Origin of the sequence: Lentibacillus saliphilus, from assembly GCF_019093865.1 — a bacterium.
GTDB lineage: Bacteria > Bacillota > Bacilli > Bacillales > Amphibacillaceae > Lentibacillus_B > Lentibacillus_B saliphilus.
The window spans coordinates 1-19,710 of record NZ_JABJXD010000014.1 but is presented as its reverse complement, the minus strand read 5'-3'; the positions used below and the strand labels follow the sequence as shown (position 1 = coordinate 19,710).

Below are 19,710 nucleotides of genomic sequence, written 5' to 3'. Positions count from 1 at the left end.
CTCATTTTTTTATTTAACTTTACGTACAGGAGGAAGAGGTAGATTGTTCAGGGATGAGCGTTTTACAGGATTAACATTGAATGATTTAAGGCGGGATGCAATTGCAGGCATCACCGTCGGTATTGTGGCCATTCCGCTCGGGATGGCTTTTGCGATTGCTTCAGGCGTTAAGCCGGAATATGGTCTGTATACGACCATTATTGCTGGGATTCTCGTCGCATTATTCGGAGGGTCTCGGTTCCAAGTCGCAGGACCAACAGGTGCGTTTATCCCAATCCTTTTAGCCATTGTTCTACAATATGGTTATGAGAATTTACTTATTGCGGGCCTTTTAGCAGGCATTATGCTCATCATCATGGGGATATTTAAATTAGGAGGCTTAATCAAATTCATCCCCCGCTCTGTCACGGTCGGCTTTACATCAGGGATTGCAGTCATTATATTTAGTGGACAAATTGCCGATTTTCTTGGTTTACAAGGTTTAGAGAAAAAGGAGTACTTCCACGAAAATATGCTAGAGTTGTTTCGACATCTTTCAACAATAAATGGCTACAGCGTTTTGACAGCTATAATTGGCTTATTCATTATTATTGTCGTTCCAAAGCTGTTTCCTAAAGTACCCGTCCTATTGGCAGCATTAATTGTGCCAACGATTGTGACGATTATCTTTTATCCAGGCCAAACCGCAACGATCGGAAGTGCATTTGGCGGGATTAGTCAGTCATTGCCGAGCTTTCACTTTCCCGAAATCACTTGGGACAAAATTATGATGCTCTGGCAGCCAGCATTCGTTATCGCAATGCTAGGCGGTATTGAGTCTCTATTGTCAGCAGTCGTCGCTGACGGTATGACTGGCAAGCGGCACAACTCTAATCGCGAGTTAATCGGACAAGGGATTGCAAACGTTGTGACACCACTATTTGGAGGGATTCCCGCTACCGGAGCCATTGCGCGAACAGCGACGAACATTAAATCGGGTGCTGTAAGTCCATTTTCCGGTATGGTTCAAGGCGCATTCGTCTTATCGACACTTTTGCTTTTAGCACCATATGCATCAAGTATTCCACTCGCCAGCATGGCACCGATTTTAATGGTCGTCGCCTACAATATGAGTGAATACCGCTCGTTCATTCATATTGTGAAATTGAAATCGAGTGATTCAATTGTACTCACAGTTACCTTTTTATTAACCGTATTTGTCAACTTAACAGTTGCCGTCCAGGTCGGCTTGTTACTTGCAGCCGTATCATTTATTAAGCGCATGAGCGAAGTCTTTGAAGTGGAGAAAGTCATGCCATCATTAGTCAAACGCAAACAGAACGCTAATGAATCCGAGGAATATGGCGCAAATTGTCCAAAGCTCGCTTTTTATACAATTGCTGGACCGCTGTTTTTCGGAGCCGCTGATAAATTCGAATCAATGATCACACGCTCAATTAACAAACGCCCACAAGTGCTGATCTTAAAAATGAAGCACGCATCAATCATTGACGCGACAGGCATCAACAACCTTGCCGCTCTCGTGAATGACTTTAAAAATATGGGCGGACAAATTTTGATTGCAGAAGTAAATGGCCAAGTCCGTAGCATGTTAAAGGCCAGTCACTTATATGATGACATTGGTCCTGAACACTTTTTCGACCATTCATCTGAAGCTGTCGACTATGCACTTGAGCTGATTGAGACAGGTACATGCACACAATGCGGCAGAAAAGGCTTCGACACATGCCAAGTTTTCCAACCAAGTGGCGCATTAACTGAGCCAGAATAACATTAGCAGGCGTATCGTCTTTTTGGCGGTACGCCTTTTTTTGTGTGTTGTCGAGTTGTGCTGGTGGGGGGATGGCGGTGGGAACGTGGGCGGGGCTGTGCTGCTAGTCAAGTCCCTTATCATGTGTGAAATTAATGTTACAATATTTCCGACATTAATAGTGCTTTCTTGACTGTAGCGCGCGGGCGGGTTATGCGGCTCGTGCTGCGGTTATGCGGCTCATTTTGGATTTATGCGCGCCGATTTCTATATATACGTCGCTTTCTCATGTTATGCGGCTGAATCGATGGATATGCGGTGCTTGCTCGTTTTATGCGTATCTCGGACTTCGTATTTGAGCTATGAAAAAGCAAGAAGGAAATGAACGAAATGTGGACCTTCCGTTTGGAGTTATGAGAGCTTGACTGTGGCGCGGGCGGGCGGGTTATGCGGCTGTTTTGCGATATATGCGGCTCGTGCTGCGGTTATGCGGCTCATTTTGGATTTATGCGCGCCGATTTCTATATATACGTCGCTTTTACAATATATGCGGCACTTTCCATTTTTATGCGGCTGAATGCCCATTTATGCGTCCAGCAGGCCATTCGACAGTCAATCTCTTAATCGTTCCGCCCAATACAAACAACAGGGCCGCGCTCGCATAAATCGAGCACGCCCCCGCTTTCTCTACCTTAATCCCTATTTAAATGCGTCTGTCAAATTCGTTACAATTTGCTTTTTACGAGATACGACGCCTTCAAGCAATGCACGATCGTTGGCGAGAGAAACATTGAATGCTTTTTCAACGTTATTTTTCGCTGTGCCACGTGCGAGCACTTCAGAGTTGCTGTTTAAGATATCTGTCGCGACGAATAAGTATAAACTGAGATCCTGCTCAGCAATCATTGCATCCATTTCTTGTTCAAGCTCGGCTTGACGTTCGTAAACCTGATCCAAATCAATTGTATTGACCTGGGCAATGACGACATTTTGTCCACCCATGTTAAAAGGCTTCGAATCCATTGTTAACAAGTCACGGATCGACTTATCGCCAAGGTCTGTTCCTGCTTTGAGCATGTCAAGGCCGTATGCATCGAGATCAACGTCAGCAATCTTTGCAAGCTCGTGTGCTGCATCAACATCTTCCTGGGTGCATGTTGGTGATTTGAACAACAAGGAGTCAGAAATGATCGCAGACAAGAGCAAACCAGCAATTGGCTTGTCAATTGCCACACCTTTCTCCTCATAAATTTTTTTCAAAATTGTTGCCGTACAGCCAACCGGTTCAACACGGAAGTATAGCGGTTCTTTCGTCTCAAAGTTCGCTACGCGGTGATGGTCAATCACTTCAACGATGCGCACGTCTTGGATGTTATCAACGCTCTGCTGAAACTCATTATGGTCAACGAGGATTACGTCCGCTACACCTTCATCGACCTTATCGATCATGCGCGGTGCTTTAACGCCAAAATAATTCAAGGCATACTCGGTTTCTTTATTTGGTTCACCCAAACGAACCGCTTCTGCTTCTGTACCAGTTGCATTTTTCAAATGTGCATATGCGAGCGCTGAGCAAATCGTATCTGTATCTGGGTTTTTGTGTCCAAAAATTAAAGTTTTTTCCATTGTCATTCTCCTTGTCTCAAGCAATATATATCATCTATATCCACTCACTAGATTATCATAAAAGCTAATCTCGTGGCAAAAGAGATTACGCTTTTATGCACATAAATAGATGAGTTTACATTTTTCTAAAATAAGGTATACTCAAATTAGAAGCTTCATAAAATAAACGAACCGAATGGTGCAGCGAACACCATCCGGTCGTGTGCATCAGCCCTTCAAAGGGGCGACTCACACATCAGGGTTATAAATAACCTCCCTAATGGCGGTCAGGCTCATAGGGGGTTATTTTTTTTGCTCTGACAGAAGTACAACAATTAATGTTGCAAACGAGATCATTAGAAACAACGTCTCGAATACCGTCATTACGCATCACCCCCTTTCTATAAAAGGGGTGAGTCACCACCTATGAACGCCCTACTGCACTACTTTCATCATAACACAAAAGGGAACGTTTGTGCGCATCTGTCTAGTTTTTCTCCTAATATAAGCACTCTTTAAAGCCTTAACCTCCCTCTTTCCCCAAAGCTTTTATTTTACAATGCGTTCATTTATTTTTATAGTTAAAGAAGGTTAATACACTGCATGAATTGAAAGGAATTATTTTATGAAAAAATATATCGTTATCGGCGCGGGCATACTTGGTGCTTCCTGTACCTATTATCTTGCAAAAAGTGGTGCCGATGTAACCGTCATCGATCGTAATGAACCTGGTGCGGCAACTGATGCGGCAGCCGGCATTGTTAGTCCATGGCTCTCTAAAAGACGTAACAAAGCATGGTATCATCTGGCTATAAGAGGGGCACGGCTGTATCCAGAGCTTGTAAGTGAGCTCGAAGCAATGGGTCAATCCGAAACAGGCTATAAAAAAGTTGGCGGCTTAAACATACATACAGATCCAGATGTGTTAGATGACATGTTTGAACGGGCTCGCCTCAAGCAAGCTGAAGGGCCGGAAATTGGTGATATTAAACGGTTAAATGCTGAAGAGACAAAAGCGTTCTTCCCCCTCCTCGCTGACGGCTATGAAGCTTTATATTTAAGTGGTGCCGCTCGTGTTGACGGCCATGCACTCAAGACAGCTCTCTTAAACGCCGCTCAAGCATACGGGGCAAAAATCATTAACGCCAACGCAGATCTCGACGTAGAAGCGGGTCAAGTAAAGGGTGTCAAGGTAGGATCAGAGTATATGGCTGCTGACCATGTCATTGCAGCGAACGGGGCTTGGATGCGTGATTTGCTCGCACCTCTTGGCGTAACATTCAGAGGCTGGCCTCAGAAAGGTGAAATCATGCACATTCAATTAGATGGTACGGCCCCTAGCGATTGGCCTGTCATTAATCCACCCGGTCGGCATTATGTACTCGGATTTGATGATCACCTCGTCATTGGGGCAACACGGGATGACTGGAAAGGATTCAACAGTGATGTAACGGTTGAGGGCGCACATGAAATCCTAACACAGGCATTAAATGTTATCCCAGCTTTTAAAGATGCACGTATTCTAGAAACACGCGTCGGCTTTCGTCCAATAACCGTCGACTCCATGCCAGTAATCGGAACACTTCCCGGCTATAAAGGACTCCTTCTTGCCAATGGACTTGGTTCATCCGGCATTACAATCGGCCCTTTTGTCGGTCAGCAGCTAGCCAAGTGGGCCCTCGGACATGCACTAGACATTGAACCTGAAAAATATGTTGTAAGCACCGTTCTCAGATGATGGAAGCCACCATCTGTCGTATACGTCCAGTATGAAAATATGAAAGTGGCACATTCATTTACAGTGTGAAGACAATTTGCTATGTTTGACATATAGATCTCAGGGGGGAAATCACGTGAAGGGGAAATCAATTATTCTTATTATATTGCTTGTCACAGTTTTGGCCTTGGTCCTTGTCTATTTCATTATGGAAGGCATTATTGATAAGTACGATTTAGAACGGGCGATTGGTAACGTAATGGATTATAAGAGCATTGCATAACTTTATATATCAGGATCAGCCCTTTGTTTGAATAGCAAGGGCTGTTTTCTTAAGTTGAGACACTTAATACGCACTGTGAATAATGTGGGCTCATCTTTCCCCTCGTTGTTCACAGGCAAATTAATCGATCCTAAATAAGAAGGTGACTACCACTGATTACGGTTAACGATATTTTAAATGCACAGGAAACGATTACCGATGTAATCCACAAAACACCTATTTTACATTCCTCTCAACTCAGTGACATTTGTGGAAATAACATGTATTTTAAAGCAGAGCATTTGCAAAAGACAGGCGCCTTTAAAATCCGCGGGGCGACTAACAAGGTCAAGCAGGCCGTCAAAGAAGGTGCCACATTCATAACGGCTGCTTCCAGTGGTAATCACGGCCAAGCTGTTGCCTACATTGCGAATCGATTGGGTGTACCAGCTACAATCGTCGTTCCGATTGATGCAAAAATAAGCAAACAAGAAGCAATAGAAGCCTACGGAGGCCAAATTGAGAAGTGTGGAACAACATCAGCTGAAAGGCTACCAAGAGCAATGGAATTGGCGAAAGAACATCATGGTGAATTTATCCCACCGTACGATGATCCATTAATTATGGCAGGACAAGGTACAATTGGTTTAGAGATCCTCGATCAATTGGAAGACGTCGACGCAGTCATTGTTCCAATTGGTGGCGGCGGATTAATTTCAGGCATTTTAACAGCCATCAAGGAAACTAAGCCCACCGTTAAAGTAATCGGAGTTGAGCCGGATACTGCCAACGATACATTACTTTCGTTACAGCATAACAAGATTATGTCAATACCTGCATCAACGACCATTGCCGATGGTCTCAGAACGACCCAGCCCGGAAATATGACATTTCCCGTTGTTCAGAAATACCTAGATGATCTTGTTCTCGTGTCTGACGAAGAAATCCGCATGGCACAGAAGTTTGTATTAGAACGCATGAAACAACTCATCGAACCTTCCAGTGCTGTAACAGTCGCAGCCGCCATGGAAAATAAATTAGGTATCAACAATAAAAATGTCATCTGCGTTCTATCCGGAGGGAATGTAGATGTCGGGGAGTTGAGCTTAATATAACCGGATAGATAAAGTTCAAACAAGTATAGACCTTCTTGCTCAAAAGAACTTTGATCACGAGACAGAGATTTATAGAATTAAAAAAACGATCGGTCAACAGTAAGGAATGCACCTTATTAGGCTAGTCACATTTAGCTGTAGACATTGGACGAGCGCATAGCAATAACTACTCTATACATTTTCTACTTAAAGTTATACACATTTAAGCCACAATGTATTTTCAAACATCATAGCTTCCTTGTACATCTTCCTCTAAAATCACGGGAACACCTTCTACAAAATAATCAGAGCATTATGTTAGAATGAACATGAACAGGTACAATTGAGTATGCTGCAATGCTTCGAGGCTGTATTATAGACAAGGAGGCTGGTTTATGGGGACGACCGACGTAGTTACAATTTCAGCGAGTATTTTAGCTTGGGTAAGTATCTTCGTTGTTTTTTACTTCACTTATAAAACACACCAAGAAAAGCTGGCATTTTGGAAAGTCTTTATAATTTTCATGATTGGCATATTTTCTTTCTCTTACAATTTTAATTTCAAAAGTACAGTTATTTCAATTCCTGTTTTACCATTGGGTGTTTGGTTTCTCATGCTTTGGTATAGAACTAGAAGATCTTTATGGCAAAATTACCATCGATTTGCATGGGTAGGTTTCTTTTCTGCGTTTATCTTCGCTTTTACAACGCTGCTCACCATTCCCGTACAACACGTCATTTATCCAGCAGATGAAATCTCGACATATATAGCAGACACCGATCATGTTTCTATCTTGCAAACACATCCTTCTGCAGAAGAGCGTGTACTGGATCATACGAAATTAACAATCTATATGAGGCAAATGGAACAACACCCTATTCATAGTGTCAAATGGTATGATGATGCCGTAATGGAAAGCCAAAGAGGAAGAACTACCGAACGATTCCCTTATCAGCTTACAGGTGTTCAACCCAAGTGGGGGAGTGGGAAGCACGCGATTATTTTTGTAGAAGCTGATGGTAAGGGATTACTGATTACAACACCTAAGCACCAATACTACTTCCGCTCAGATGAACCCCTGTTTAAGGAGGATGCGCATACATGATGAAAAAGAGAATGGTCCTTCCAGCAGGTGTCATAGTTCTTTTACTAGTCGTATTTCTAGCCTATTGGTTGTTTTTCTCTAAACCAAGCGCGTTTCCAGAAGATGAAGCACTTAAAGAGAAAATGAACGACATATTCCCTGGTGGAAATGTTGTAGCTACTATTCAGGATGCGATTCATTTAGACGAAGAACATGTATTTGTCCCTTTTAAATCTAGCAACGGGCAGTACGGTGCAGGTTATTGGATATGGGAACACCTTCAATGGAAGCCGGCACATATTGATACAAAGGGAGAACCGATGATTTGGAAAACCGCCCCCAAAAATTTTCATATTGTATGGAATCTACATCCTGATGACGCGTTAAAAAAAGCAGATTTTTATTTAATACAGGAACGCGGATACAATGTTTCTGGTGAAGAACACACCTATATTCCTCATATTCAAATGAAGGAAACTGTAAATCTTGAAGATGAAACATATGGTGTCAAGACACTTTCTGAGAGCTGGAATGATCTTTTAACACAAAAAGCCTCCGAGAGCCAAGATCCAGTGTTTAATCATTTTTTTCCAAATCCACACATATTTATCTCATGGATGCCGTTGAACCGTCATAATCAATTGACCTTTCCTGAGCATTCTGTAAACGGAGGTAATTCATATACTCATGCTCACATCGATCTTGACTTCATAAGAATCATAAATGAGGTCGAGCTGGAATAGTCAAATAACCCTTGGGCCTCAAATTGGCTCAAGGGTTATTTGTACCATCCCGTTCATATCAACCTAATTTGCACATATTCACGAACCATTCCCACTGTCTCTTTTCTCCACACTCTCTCTTTCCCTTCTCATCGGCTGCAATTCCAGATACGTAAACGACCGCCACAACCATTCAAACGGACCGAATCTAAATGCTTTTAACCAAAGTGTGCTCCAAACCATCTGAACGGTGAAGATGACTAAGCAGATGAGCGTTCCGGTTACTAAGCTGACATCCCCATACCAGCCGAGTCCAACAAAAACAGCAATGGAAATAATCGTTTGCATTAAATAATTGGTTAAAGCCATTTGTCCTGTAAAACCGAGCGGTCGCAAGCGCTTTTGCCATGTCTCTTTTCTCAGAAGCAACGTCAAGACACTCACATAAAACAAACTTAAGAACGTACTACCAACGCTCGTTAACAGCTGAATCACGTAAACTTGTTTAACGCCCCAGTCAAAAACGCCAAAATGGAACAATGCAGATACCACAATGAGCGGTAAACTGATCAAGCCTGTTACAAGACACACCTTCTTTATGAACGGTAAATGCTTGGATACATCCTTGAAAATCCCTGCTTTTCCTACAGATAATCCGATTAAGAACATCGCAAATACAGATACCACTGCTGGGATGAGGTTTAGAAGTATAATAGGCAGCTCTGCACCAAGACGGAAGGTGACCCATTCTAGGTAACCAGCATGTTCATAGACATTTATATATTCCTTGAGCAAGCCTGCCATCTCTCCTGATGACGGCTCCATTTGTTCCAAGAAGCTGCTTGGCACCAATAATACGAGACTCATAAACGCATTAAATACAACTAATAAACTAGCTGCCCAAATGAGCATCGTTTTAATTTTCCGCTTGTAAAAGAACACTAAAAACACACCGGCAATAGCATATGTATGCAAAATATCTCCATACCATAAGGCAACGAGATGAATGATACCAAACAGGAAAAGCGCGAGCATTCGCCTCATGAATAAACGTGTCGTTCGCAACCCTTTCATATCTGCTCGACTCATGAAAATGTAAAACCCAAGTCCGAACAGAAACGAAAAGATTGTGAAAAACTTCATCTCAATAAACAACGCAAAAAATACATCCAACCAATCATCCAGTCCTGTATAAGAAGTTTCAAAGCCATAAATCGTTTTCATGAAATCTGGTGAATGAAACGACGGCATATTAACAAGAAATATCCCAAACAGCGCAAACCCTCGAATCATATCAAGCTCATAAATCCGGTCTCTTTGTGAAATGGGTGACGATCTCATCTGTTACTTCCCCCCTATTATTTCCTTATACCAGTATATGTCATTAGAGTAATTTTTTAAATGTTTTATAAATATGTGTATCATTCTCAAACTAAACGACGTCCATGACATGCGCACGAACGTCGTTTAATATGAACTACACCTATCTACAGTTAAATATTTACTGTTTCTTTCGTTTCCTCTCCTTTATCAGGGAACACGATACTAAACACAATGCCAACAATCGCTGCTACAAAAAACGTTGCGAATCGAGCTGTGAGCTGCTCATCCATGTCTGTACTAATCCAGACGACCGTAAATATAAAGCCTGACAAAATCGTGGCGACGACACCTGTGCTAGAGTAGCGTTTCCAGAAAAAGGTCAATAATATCGCCGGTCCTAGCGTACAACCTACACCTGCCCATGCCCAGCTAACGACAAGGTAAACGAGTGATTGCGAGGATAAGGCAATAACCATGCCAATCACACCAGACACAAGGATGACAATTCGTGACAACCATACGAGCTGTCGATCATTTAAGCGCATACCGAGTGCTTTGTGGATAATGTCTTCACTCACTGAACTTGTGATCACAAGAAGCTGTGAATTCGCTGTCGTAATAATAGCTGCCAAAATGCCAGCCAAAAGCAATCCGCCAATCCACGTCGGCATTAAATCTAAGATCATATTCGGCAAAATGGTTTCCGTATCAGCAAAGGTCCCCTGCTTATACATCGCGATGGCAGCAAGACCTATTAAAAACGCGCCTGTATAAGCCAGTATCGTCCACGTAATCGAAACAATAATCCCTTGCTTCGCCTCTTTATCATTTTTCAACGCCATAAAGCGAGCACTGAGCTGTGGCTGACCACCTAAATAGCCGAAGAACCAAGAAAAGTTATTAAAGAACAAAACACCAAGTGCAAAACCCGTCGCACCTCCAAACCAAGAATCAAATGATTCCCCCGCTTCAACAAGTGATGTAGCAATCGATAAATCGTGCGTATTAATGTAAATGAGCGCTACAATCGGTAGAATGACCAATGTTGCAAGCATCATCACGCTCTGAATCATATCTGTCCAAACGACCGAGACAAATCCTCCAAAAAATGCAATACCGAGAACAACTACCGTCGCTAATATAATTCCCACTTTCGGATCCATATCAAAGGTCGTAAAAAATAATTTTCCTGCACCAGCTAACTGCGCACCGACATAAAACATAAAGAAGCTGGCAATCAATATACTTGCAACCCACCTAATTAAATTCTCCTTCTCACCGAAACTAACAGCAAGAAAGTCTGGCAATGTTAAAACATCATGCTTATCCGTTTCCTTCATAAACCGCCGGGCTAAAAAAAGCCAGGCAAAAATGATCCCTAGTCCAATCCCAATTGCTACCCATATTCCAGCAAGCCCTGTCGTAAAAACGAATCCTGTAAACCCGAGCAACAACCATGCTGATTCTCCTGTTGCTCTTTCGGAAAAAGCAAGCGCCCAGCCAGGAAGTTTTTTCCCACCGAGTAGAAAAACCGAATGACTCATCTTCGTTCGGCTCGTCGCATAACCAATCCCAATAATGACAGCAAAATAAATAATGAATTCTATTAAAATGACACGGTTCATATGTTGTAAGCCTCCTTTAATTAAATTCAATCGTCCCTCCGCTTGGGTCAGTTTAAACAAATGATAGCGTTTACAATAAAATCCTTCTATCCCCCTTTTTTAGCATTCTATGGTGGCATTTTTAAAAACATGTCCGTCTTTTATTTTTATAAAATGTCAATGTAGCTTGACATTTTATAATCCGTTCTGTACGATGAAAATGTCAAGTTAACTTGTCAAAAAATGATTGGCGGCGATGAAGATGCAAAATCGAATTAAGACATTACGTAAAGAACACAACATGACTCAAGAAGCGCTTTCTAAACAAGTAGGTGTATCAAGACAATCGATTGTTGCGATTGAGTCGGGAAAATACAACCCATCGCTTGAGCTTGCATTTAAAATTTCACAGCAGTTTGGATGCACCATCGAAGACGTCTTTATTTTTTCTGAGGAACGTTAGCATTGGAATTACTCATTATGGTGGGAGATGAAACACATGGATGTATCAATTGGAGGCCTAATTGGGGTTTACGGTGGATTGGCCATAGGCGCCTTAGCCTGGGCGTTTGGTCGTAAGAAACTAAAAAAAGAACGCGGACTTGATGAGATGCAAACACACATCCGGGAAAAATCACGATCCTTAGCTTGGTTTGTGACGACAGCGTTAATTTACTTTTTTCTAACGCTCACTATGATTGGGATTGACATGAGCATGAGCGTGGTCTTATCACTCCTGTTACTCGGTCATTTGGGGAGCTGGGGCATAACGGCTGTCATATTATCTATCAATTTCACAAGGGAAGCGCCCGTAAAGTCTCAGTATATTGCAGGTGGGATTCTATTAATCTGTCTACCTCTTACAGCCTTTACGCTCATCACAGTCGCGACACAAGTATGGTGGTATGTGCTGCTAGGAATCCCTTTTGCAGTTGCTGGCCTATTTATCGCCCTTTTTCAACCTAAATCTGCATAAAACCACCAAATAAAAAGCTCACCCTGGAACCTTTGTGCATCTTCGCACGTAAAACTATTTAGAAAAGGAGTGGATCTACTTTGACATTAGTCCTAAACAACGTTACAAAAAAGTTTGGCACTCATACAGCCGTTGATAATCTGTCATTGGAAATTCCTGAAAAAGAAATGTACGGCTTTCTTGGAGGCAATGGTGCCGGAAAAACGACAACCTTCCGAATGATTCTCGGTTTGCTTGATCAAACAGAAGGCAGCATCACTTGGAATGGTGACACAATCGGCTACAATAAAAGTCATCTGATTGGCTATTTACCTGAAGAACGCGGACTTTATCCTAAATTAAAAGTACGCGATCAGCTCATCTATCTCGGAAAGCTACGTGGTATGACAAAGCAGGACGCATTAACTGAGCTTAAACACTGGCTCGACCGCTTCAAAGTCCCTGAATATCTTGATCAAAAAGTCGAGGAGCTATCTAAAGGTAATCAGCAAAAGATTCAATTCATTTCAGCTGTTATCCATAAACCAAAGCTTCTTATCCTTGATGAGCCATTTTCCGGACTTGATCCAATCAACGTCGAAATGCTTAAGGACGCCGTCATTGATCTCAAAGAAAACGGCACTTCAATCGTCTTCTCTTCACATCGGATGGAGCACGTTGAAGAGCTATGCCGCCACCTATGCATTCTTCACAAAGGGCGCCAAGTCGTTCAAGGAGACTTGCGAGACATTAAGCGTGCTTTTGGTAAAAAGAATCTCGTCATTCATGCCGAAGACTCATTAGAATTTCTTCAAAACTATCCTGGAGTCGTTCATTACAAGTCCGTTGCTGAAGGCTGTGAGCTACAAATAGAGAATGAATCGGTATCTCAATCTATTTTTGCCGACTTACATAACAAAGGCTTCATACGGAAATTTGACCTTGAGGAACCGTCCTTGAATGATATTTTCATCGAGAAGGTAGGTGCGTCCTATGAATAAGTTCTGGATCATTTTATCTCATACATTCATGTCACGCTTTAAAACGAAATCATTCTTAATCAGCACACTTCTCACATTAGCGTTGATCGTTGGACTTGCCAACATTCAAACGATCAATGACACATTTTCTGGTGAAGATGAAGCGGATAAGATTGCAGTCATTGATGAAACCAATACGCTATTTACACCTTTAAAGCAAGGTACCGAGCAAATGAACGACATGATGGAACTTGTTCAAGTAACGGGTACTGAAGAAGCCGCTAAAGACAAAGTAAAGGATGGCGAATACGCTGGGCTTGTCACGCTATCGTATAATAACGACGGCATCCCACAAGCTGTTTATTATGCCAATACGATTACTCAATCCGGTCACCAAAGCGTCATTCAACAGCAGCTACAGCAAATAAAAGTTACCATCGCAACACAAGAGGCTGGTATCGACCAAGCAGCCCTTGTTGATATTCAATCACCTGTTTCATTTGAAAAGGTCGCACTTGATGAGACCGCAAAAACAGATGAAGAGCTCAACCAGGCTCGAGGAATTGTTTACATCATGCTCTTTCTCTTGTACATCTCTGTCATCACATACGGTATGATGATTGCACAGGATGTGGCCAATGAAAAGTCATCCCGTGTCATGGAGCTCCTCATTTCAAGTGCATCACCTGTTACACATATGTTCGCTAAAATTATCGGCATCGCGCTCCTCGGTCTCGCCCAAGTGAGTATCTTTGTTGGCGTAGGCTATGCACTCATATCATCGAAGAAGGATGAGCTCACAGGTGGCATATTCGAGTTTTTCGGACTGCAGGACACGTCACCATCTGTCTATATATATGCTGTCGTCTTTTTCATACTCGGCTATTTGCTCTATGCTACAATGGCAGCCATGCTTGGCTCGCTCGTTAGCCGTGTGGAAGAAGTCCAACAGTTTATGACACCAATGGTATTTCTCGTAATGATTGCCTTTTTCATAGCAATGTTTGGATTAGACTCACCGCAATCAACATTTGTTACGATAAGCTCATTCATCCCATTTTTTACACCGATGATCATGTTCATGCGCATTGGGATGCTTGATATCCCTACTTGGGAAATTGCCTTATCACTAGGAATCTTAATTGTAACGATCCTCATTCTAGCTACAATTGGGGCCCGAATTTACAGAGGCGGTGTTCTCATGTATGGCAAGTCAGGCTCATTAAAGGACATTAAAAAAGCTTTGGCACTGTCTAAGAAGGATTAACATTTTAAGATGCGTTAAGATCACGAAAATAAAAGACTCTGGATGAGTATGTTTATGTTAAAGAGAAAGCGTCCATTTAATTGGGCGCTTTTTTTATGTGTTACCCTCCCCTACTAATTACCAAAACATGGACGGAATAGAACAATTAGTCTTCGGTCAATTTAACTAATGATGCATGTTATATGCGCGTCAGAAATGATAACAACTGATTTAGGAGGGTTCACATGGCTGAAGAAAAAACACGGACAACGAAAGATTTCATAAACAAAGTTCTTGCCGGGTTAAGCATTGGCATTGTCGTTGCGCTCGTTCCTGGTGCGTTATTAGGTGAGCTTTCAAAAGCACTTTTAAATGTTGTACCAGCCGCCCAGTATATTATCGATGCAACCAACCTCGCCATGCGCATGCTACCAATTGTCATTGGCTTCACCGTCGCCATGCAATTTAAAATGACACCGATACAAGCATCAAGTATTGGTATTGCAACAGTCGTTGGATCAGGTGTGGCTAACGCTGCCGAAAAAGGCGCATTTGTACTTATGGGGACAGGTGATGTTATCAATGCCGCCTTAACAGCGACAATTGCAGTTGGCATTGTTCTATTTTTAGGATCTCGCTTAAAAGCATATACAATCCTACTCGTTCCTACAATTGTTATTACTGTCGCAGGCTTAATAGGACTATTCATCCTCCCATATGTTCAATTAATTACGAGTGGCATTGGACAAGTGATTAACACATTTACCAATTTACAACCAGTTATAATGGGAAGCCTCGTTGCCATCTCATTTGCCCTGCTAATTGTTTCGCCGATTTCAACAGTAGGGGTTGCCACAGCCATCGCATTAGCTGGAATCGGTTCTGGTGCTGCCAACCTCGGCATTGTTGCAGCCGGCTTTGGACTTGCGGTCTCAGGTTGGGCGGCAAACTCGTTCGGAACATCGATTGCACACTTTTTAGGATCTCCAAAAATGCAGGTCGCTAATTTTGTTCAAAAGCCAATCATGATGCTTCCGATCGTTTGTAATGCCGCTGTTTTAGGTGGACTCGCTGGCGTATTTAACATACAAGGAACACCAATGAGTGCTGGCTTTGGCTTTTCTGGATTGATCGGTCCGATTAATGCCATTAATTTAATGGACGGAGGCTGGTCAGCTGGAAATCTCTTATTGGTGACTGTCATGTTTCTGATTTTACCTATCATCTTGGGTATCATTTTTAATTACGTATTCACCAAACTGTTCCAAATCGTATCGCCCGATGATTACAAATTAACCTTTGAATAAATGAATGTGCCGAGGGAGGTGCTGTTGAAATGAAAATTATAGCTTTTAACGTTCGTCCTGATGAAATAGAAAGCTTTGAAACGTATTCGAAACAATTTAACCATGATGTAGACATCCAAAGCAATTTATTTGGACCACATAACGCTCACCTTGCCGAAGGATATGAAGCCGTTTGCATCTTAGGTAATTGTAAAGCAAATGCCGAAGCTCTTGAAAAAATCGCCAATCTAGGTGTGAAGTATTTGGCTACCCGTTCTGCTGGCTTTAACAATATTGATCTTGAAGCAGCTAAAAAATGGAGAATTCGAGTGTCTAACGTTCCGGCATACTCACCAAACTCCGTCGCGGAATTCACGGTTGGGGTGACGCTATGTATTATCCGCAACATCAAAAAGGCTCTTCATCGCGTTGATCGGCACCATTTCGGATTAGGCGGGTTATTAGGCACTGAGCTTCGTAACCAAACAATTGGCTTTGTCGGAACAGGCCGGATCGGATTATCAACCATTAAAGCCTTCTCTGGGTTCGGGGCTAGGCTGATCGGCTATGATGTCGTCGTAAACAATGAAGCAAAAGCATATATCGAATATAGATCACTTAAAAGTGTTTTACGTGATTCCAATATTATTTCCTTACACTGTCCATTAACGGAGGATAATTATCATCTTATAAATGAAGAAACGATTAGCACGATGAAAGACGGCGTTGTGATTATTAACACTGCACGTGGAGGCTTAATAAACACCGATCATGCTATTGATGGGATTAAATCTGGAAGAATAGGCGGACTTGGTTTAGATACGTATGAGCATGAAGTTGGCGTATTCCATAATAACCTGGAAAACGATATTTTGCCAGATGGCAAGCTCGCTGAATTAATTTCCATGCAAAATGTATTCGTCACACCGCACTACGGTTTCTATACCGATGAAGCTGTTGCTAACATGGTCGAATATGCCTTAGAAAACCTTTATGATTATGAAGCAAAACATTACTGTAAAAATGAACTTGCGATAAAATAAGCGGACGTGTCCATTGACGGGCACCTCCGCTCATTCTTTCATAACGATTGTTTTGTATGATCAATTCGGTGGTTCATTTGATAGTCTCGAACACGTTCCACAACCTTTAAAAGATTGAGGTAGGAAACCTGAAAGAGCGGACTTTGAATAAATGTAAAGATAAATGTAAAAATAAATATAGGACCTCCTAGCAAGAGTCCAATAAGCAAAATAAGCGTTTCAATAATAATACGTACTTTTCCAATTGACATGCCCGTTTTATCAGAAATCGACAGCATAAACCCATCACGTGGCCCTGACCCTACACCTGCTGCATTGTACATGCCGCCACCGAAACCCATGAGCACGATACCGAATACAATCGTTAAGATATCCAACCCATTATGCTGGGCGGTTGGTAAAAGGTCTAACCATAAAAAGAAATCAACGAACATACCGACAAGGAATAAATTTAAAAACGTCCCTAGCTGCACATAGCGCCGATCAAGAATAAGAGAGACACCGATCAGAACAAGTCCAACAATCACTGTCCACGTTCCAAGCGTTAGGCCAAACTTTTCATACATTCCAACATGTAATACATCCCACGGATGAACACCAAGGTGCTGCACATTAATTGTCGTCGCTTCTCCCATGCTAAAAATAAGTAAACCGCAAATATAAAACAACACACGTATACCAAGTACCAGTTTAACTCCCTACTTTCAGATGCAAAACTCTAGATGATATTTCTGAATCTATTATATCACGGTTCACATCAACCATTTAAAATAGAACATAAAAAAAGCGTCGGCAATACGACGCTTTTAATATCTTTGAACTCTTTTTATGACTTAACCGTATCCCACTTGCTTTTCTTAATATGCTTACTTCTCAATTGACCACATGCTGCATCAATATCAGCACCATTTTCCCAACGGACGCCACAATTAATGCCGCGCTTTTTCAAGACTTCAGAGAACCTTTGAATCGTCTCTGTTTCACTTCTCTGGTATTGGTTATGCTCATCAACTGAATTGTACGGAATCAAATTGACATAGCTTAAATGACGTTTATCAGCAAGCAACCGAGCAAGCTGTTCCGCCTCTTCAACATGATCGTTGACGTCCTTTAGCATAATATACTCATACGTAATACGTCTGTTTGTCTTTTTCAAATAATAGTCTACAGCTTTCATGAGTTTTTCAATTGGAAACGCCTTATTAATTTTCATAATCTGTGTTCGAAGCTCATCGTTTGGTGCATGAAGTGAGATCGCCAAATTAACTTGGAGGTCCTCATCAGCCCACTTGTAGATTTTATGAGCTAGGCCACTTGTCGATACCGTCATATGACGTGCACCTATATCCAAACCGTTATGATCATTCACAACATGAATGAAATCCAGTAGGTTATCATAGTTGTCAAATGGTTCACCTATCCCCATAACAACGAGATGACTCACACGCTCGCCTTTACCTTTTTCATCGAGACTCTTTTGGACGTTCATAATTTGCTCAACAATTTCGCCTGCAGATAGATCTCGGCTCTTCTTTAACAATCCACTTGCACAGAATGAGCAGCCAATATTACAGCCCACTTGTGTTGTCACACAAACACTTAAACCATAGTTAAAACGCATAAGCACCGTTTCGATTACATTCCCATCTGACAGGCGGAATAAGTATTTTACCGTACCATCCGATGATTCCTGCTTTATTTCCTCTTTTAATGTATGAAGAACAAAATGATCCTCAAGTAAAGCAATCGTATCCTTATTAACATTTTTCATGTCAGAAAAATGCGCAACACGCTTTTGGTACAACCAATTCCAAACCTGACTGGCCCTAAAACGTTTTTGGCCTTTTTCAACGAGCCAATTCGTTAAAGCATCATATGTTAATCCATAAATAGATGGTTTTTCCACGTCATCACCCTCAATAATGATTACTGCAATCCCTTTATTTTACTACAGAACAGAGCATACTACAATGGGGATTCTCTTTCAATTAAAGCTAAACATAACACATTTCACCAATTATCGTTCAAATAGATCCATGAGTGCAATAATCTTTACAGATATGATGTGAGGAACGTTATATATTTATTCTCTTCCAACATATGAGAAAGACTTTCAAACATCATTCTCAAATCCGGACATGAAAAAGTAGAACACTCTTTAATGAGCGTCCTACTTTTTTGGATTATATTAATTTATATCACTAAACGTATCGGCAATAGATACACTTTAATTAATGTGCTTGTTCATAATTTTGATGAAACACCTCAGGTTTACATGGGAAATAATCGCCCCTTATACCTTTTATGATAAAGTCACCTTCATTAACAGGCATGTTTCCCTCAAGTGTTTTAATCACTGGCCTTCCTAAAAAATTATAATCAAGATCTTTACTAGGGAGAAACTCTTTTAGCTCGTCGAAATTTTTTCCTGTCCATTCCATTGCTTCAATTTCGCGCTTCTTAGGTTGATACTTTCTCACACACATTGTATAACCCCCTAATTAATTGTTACCGTAATATAAATAAGTTACTGCAAAATCCATTTCACCCATAATATACATCAAAAAATGTCGAATTGCCATAACAAAAACATTAAAATGTTTGATGATGTCTTGTATTATTATAACTAATCATTGAAATAGCTATTCATTATATACGTCCTAATATTTAAGATCGACACTCATTATCATTTTTATTTTGTGTGTAAAACAATGCTCCAATAAATATAAAAAACCCACAAACGCTGTTAGAACAACGTTCATGGGTTGTGAAGTCTTTTTTTAACTTATAGTGATACCTGAGGTGGGATTCGAACCCACAAGCCTCGCGGCACAGCATTTTGAGTGCTGCGTGTATGCCAGTTCCACCACTCAGGCATATAAAAAATGTAAAATTTTAAAAGGCATTCAGTCAAGTAAATGGAGGCGGCAACCGGATTCGAACCGGTGGTAAAGGATTTGCAGTCCTCTGCCTTACCACTTGGCTATGCCGCCAGCCATAAAATTAATGGAGCGGAAGACGGGATTCGAACCCGCGAC

Annotated in this window: 19 protein-coding genes and 2 tRNA genes; 12 read left to right on the top strand and 9 right to left on the bottom strand. The window is 41.5% G+C overall.

The annotated features are described in order from the left end of the window. Window positions 1–43 precede the first annotated feature (43 nt). Entirely contained in the window at window positions 44–1,771 is a 1,728-nt protein-coding gene (locus tag HPC67_RS14825) for a SulP family inorganic anion transporter (RefSeq protein ID WP_217589505.1), read from the top strand. A 678-nt stretch (window positions 1,772–2,449) separates the two neighbouring features. Here HPC67_RS14825 and HPC67_RS14820 read toward each other — a convergent pair. Together HPC67_RS14820 and HPC67_RS16030 are read right to left on the bottom strand one after the other, a co-directional pair. Beyond that, entirely contained in the window at window positions 2,450–3,376 is a 927-nt protein-coding gene (locus HPC67_RS14820) for a manganese-dependent inorganic pyrophosphatase (RefSeq protein ID WP_217589498.1), read from the bottom strand. Window positions 3,377–3,658: 282 nt separating this feature from the next. Next, the gene (locus HPC67_RS16030) at window positions 3,659–3,739 is read right to left on the bottom strand and encodes a putative holin-like toxin (protein WP_425514326.1); all 81 of its coding nucleotides are present in this window, start codon (window positions 3,737–3,739) and stop codon (window positions 3,659–3,661) included. Between the two features lie 241 nt (window positions 3,740–3,980). Between HPC67_RS16030 and HPC67_RS14815 the strand changes: the two genes are divergently transcribed. The 5 genes from HPC67_RS14815 (at window position 3,981) to HPC67_RS14795 (ending at window position 8,256) form a co-directional block, all read left to right on the top strand. Further along, window positions 3,981–5,093: an NAD(P)/FAD-dependent oxidoreductase gene (locus HPC67_RS14815; protein WP_217589487.1), complete on the top strand. Its 1,113-nt coding sequence runs from the start codon at window positions 3,981–3,983 to the stop codon at window positions 5,091–5,093. Window positions 5,094–5,208: 115 nt separating this feature from the next. Beyond that, the gene (locus HPC67_RS14810) at window positions 5,209–5,355 is read left to right on the top strand and encodes a hypothetical protein (protein WP_217589485.1); all 147 of its coding nucleotides are present in this window, start codon (window positions 5,209–5,211) and stop codon (window positions 5,353–5,355) included. A gap of 152 nt (window positions 5,356–5,507) precedes the next feature. After that, the gene (locus HPC67_RS14805) at window positions 5,508–6,449 is read left to right on the top strand and encodes a threonine ammonia-lyase (RefSeq protein WP_217589595.1); all 942 of its coding nucleotides are present in this window, start codon (window positions 5,508–5,510) and stop codon (window positions 6,447–6,449) included. A gap of 374 nt (window positions 6,450–6,823) precedes the next feature. Next, on the top strand, window positions 6,824–7,534 hold the full coding sequence (locus tag HPC67_RS14800) for a hypothetical protein (protein ID WP_217589483.1): 711 nt from the start codon (window positions 6,824–6,826) through the stop codon (window positions 7,532–7,534). Next, a complete protein-coding gene (locus HPC67_RS14795; RefSeq protein WP_217589481.1) occupies window positions 7,531–8,256 on the top strand; it encodes a hypothetical protein in 726 nt (241 codons plus the stop codon). Before HPC67_RS14800 ends, HPC67_RS14795 begins: the two co-directional genes overlap by 4 nt. A gap of 78 nt (window positions 8,257–8,334) precedes the next feature. On the opposite strand, the gene HPC67_RS14790 is transcribed toward HPC67_RS14795, so the two are convergent. Then, window positions 8,335–9,576: a DUF418 domain-containing protein gene (locus HPC67_RS14790; RefSeq protein ID WP_217589479.1), complete on the bottom strand. Its 1,242-nt coding sequence runs from the start codon at window positions 9,574–9,576 to the stop codon at window positions 8,335–8,337. A gap of 152 nt (window positions 9,577–9,728) precedes the next feature. Next, window positions 9,729–11,183 carry a sodium/proline symporter gene (locus HPC67_RS14785; RefSeq protein ID WP_217589477.1) on the bottom strand — a complete coding sequence of 485 codons (1,455 nt, stop codon included), beginning with the start codon at window positions 11,181–11,183 and terminating at the stop codon, window positions 9,729–9,731. Between the two features lie 241 nt (window positions 11,184–11,424). On the opposite strand from HPC67_RS14785, the gene HPC67_RS14780 reads away from it, so the two are divergent. The 6 genes from HPC67_RS14780 (at window position 11,425) to HPC67_RS14755 (ending at window position 16,672) form a co-directional block, all read left to right on the top strand. Then, window positions 11,425–11,625, top strand: coding sequence for a helix-turn-helix transcriptional regulator (locus tag HPC67_RS14780; protein WP_217589475.1), 201 nt, complete (start codon window positions 11,425–11,427; stop codon window positions 11,623–11,625). A gap of 36 nt (window positions 11,626–11,661) precedes the next feature. Next, window positions 11,662–12,138 (top strand): hypothetical protein, encoded by a 477-nt coding sequence (locus HPC67_RS14775; protein WP_217589468.1) that lies wholly within the window; start codon window positions 11,662–11,664, stop codon window positions 12,136–12,138. An 80-nt stretch (window positions 12,139–12,218) separates the two neighbouring features. Continuing rightward, window positions 12,219–13,118, top strand: coding sequence for an ABC transporter ATP-binding protein (locus HPC67_RS14770; protein ID WP_217589466.1), 900 nt, complete (start codon window positions 12,219–12,221; stop codon window positions 13,116–13,118). After that, a complete protein-coding gene (locus HPC67_RS14765) occupies window positions 13,111–14,364 on the top strand; it encodes an ABC transporter permease (protein ID WP_217589464.1) in 1,254 nt (417 codons plus the stop codon). Before HPC67_RS14770 ends, HPC67_RS14765 begins: the two co-directional genes overlap by 8 nt. A 224-nt stretch (window positions 14,365–14,588) precedes the next feature. Next, window positions 14,589–15,650, top strand: a complete 1,062-nt coding sequence (locus HPC67_RS14760; RefSeq protein ID WP_217589462.1) for a PTS sugar transporter subunit IIC — start codon at window positions 14,589–14,591, stop codon at window positions 15,648–15,650. 29 nt (window positions 15,651–15,679) lie between these two features. Beyond that, window positions 15,680–16,672 carry an NAD(P)-dependent oxidoreductase gene (locus HPC67_RS14755; RefSeq protein WP_217589460.1) on the top strand — a complete coding sequence of 331 codons (993 nt, stop codon included), beginning with the start codon at window positions 15,680–15,682 and terminating at the stop codon, window positions 16,670–16,672. Between the two features lie 38 nt (window positions 16,673–16,710). Here HPC67_RS14755 and HPC67_RS14750 read toward each other — a convergent pair whose 3' ends face one another. From HPC67_RS14750 to HPC67_RS14730, 5 genes are all read right to left on the bottom strand, one after another. After that, complete coding sequence (locus HPC67_RS14750; RefSeq protein ID WP_343327856.1) at window positions 16,711–17,343, bottom strand: YczE/YyaS/YitT family protein; 633 nt, start codon at window positions 17,341–17,343, stop codon at window positions 16,711–16,713. A gap of 155 nt (window positions 17,344–17,498) precedes the next feature. Continuing rightward, a complete protein-coding gene (gene rlmN / locus HPC67_RS14745; RefSeq protein ID WP_217589458.1) occupies window positions 17,499–18,578 on the bottom strand; it encodes a dual-specificity RNA methyltransferase RlmN in 1,080 nt (359 codons plus the stop codon). Between the two features lie 325 nt (window positions 18,579–18,903). Continuing rightward, a complete protein-coding gene (locus tag HPC67_RS14740; protein ID WP_217589601.1) occupies window positions 18,904–19,158 on the bottom strand; it encodes a hypothetical protein in 255 nt (84 codons plus the stop codon). Between the two features lie 308 nt (window positions 19,159–19,466). Then, window positions 19,467–19,548: transfer RNA gene (locus HPC67_RS14735), tRNA-Leu, on the bottom strand. Window positions 19,549–19,591: 43 nt separating this feature from the next. Then, window positions 19,592–19,665: transfer RNA gene (locus tag HPC67_RS14730), tRNA-Cys, on the bottom strand. Between the last annotated feature and the right edge of the window lie 45 nt (window positions 19,666–19,710).

Bases quoted from the DNA above. Each gene is read 5' to 3' on its own strand.
- HPC67_RS14820 (WP_217589498.1), bottom strand. From the start codon at position 3,376: ATGGAAAAAACTTTAATTTTTGGACACAAAAACCCAGATACAGATACG.
- HPC67_RS16030 (WP_425514326.1), bottom strand. From the start codon at position 3,739: ATGACGGTATTCGAGACGTTGTTTCTAATGATCTCGTTTGCAACATTA.
- HPC67_RS14815 (WP_217589487.1), top strand. From the start codon at position 3,981: ATGAAAAAATATATCGTTATCGGCGCGGGCATACTTGGTGCTTCCTGT.
- HPC67_RS14800 (WP_217589483.1), top strand. From the start codon at position 6,824: ATGGGGACGACCGACGTAGTTACAATTTCAGCGAGTATTTTAGCTTGG.
- HPC67_RS14795 (WP_217589481.1), top strand. From the start codon at position 7,531: ATGATGAAAAAGAGAATGGTCCTTCCAGCAGGTGTCATAGTTCTTTTA.
- HPC67_RS14790 (WP_217589479.1), bottom strand. From the start codon at position 9,576: ATGAGATCGTCACCCATTTCACAAAGAGACCGGATTTATGAGCTTGAT.
- HPC67_RS14785 (WP_217589477.1), bottom strand. From the start codon at position 11,183: ATGAACCGTGTCATTTTAATAGAATTCATTATTTATTTTGCTGTCATT.
- HPC67_RS14780 (WP_217589475.1), top strand. From the start codon at position 11,425: ATGCAAAATCGAATTAAGACATTACGTAAAGAACACAACATGACTCAA.
- HPC67_RS14775 (WP_217589468.1), top strand. From the start codon at position 11,662: ATGGATGTATCAATTGGAGGCCTAATTGGGGTTTACGGTGGATTGGCC.
- HPC67_RS14765 (WP_217589464.1), top strand. From the start codon at position 13,111: ATGAATAAGTTCTGGATCATTTTATCTCATACATTCATGTCACGCTTT.
- HPC67_RS14760 (WP_217589462.1), top strand. From the start codon at position 14,589: ATGGCTGAAGAAAAAACACGGACAACGAAAGATTTCATAAACAAAGTT.
- HPC67_RS14755 (WP_217589460.1), top strand. From the start codon at position 15,680: ATGAAAATTATAGCTTTTAACGTTCGTCCTGATGAAATAGAAAGCTTT.
- HPC67_RS14740 (WP_217589601.1), bottom strand. From the start codon at position 19,158: ATGTGTGTGAGAAAGTATCAACCTAAGAAGCGCGAAATTGAAGCAATG.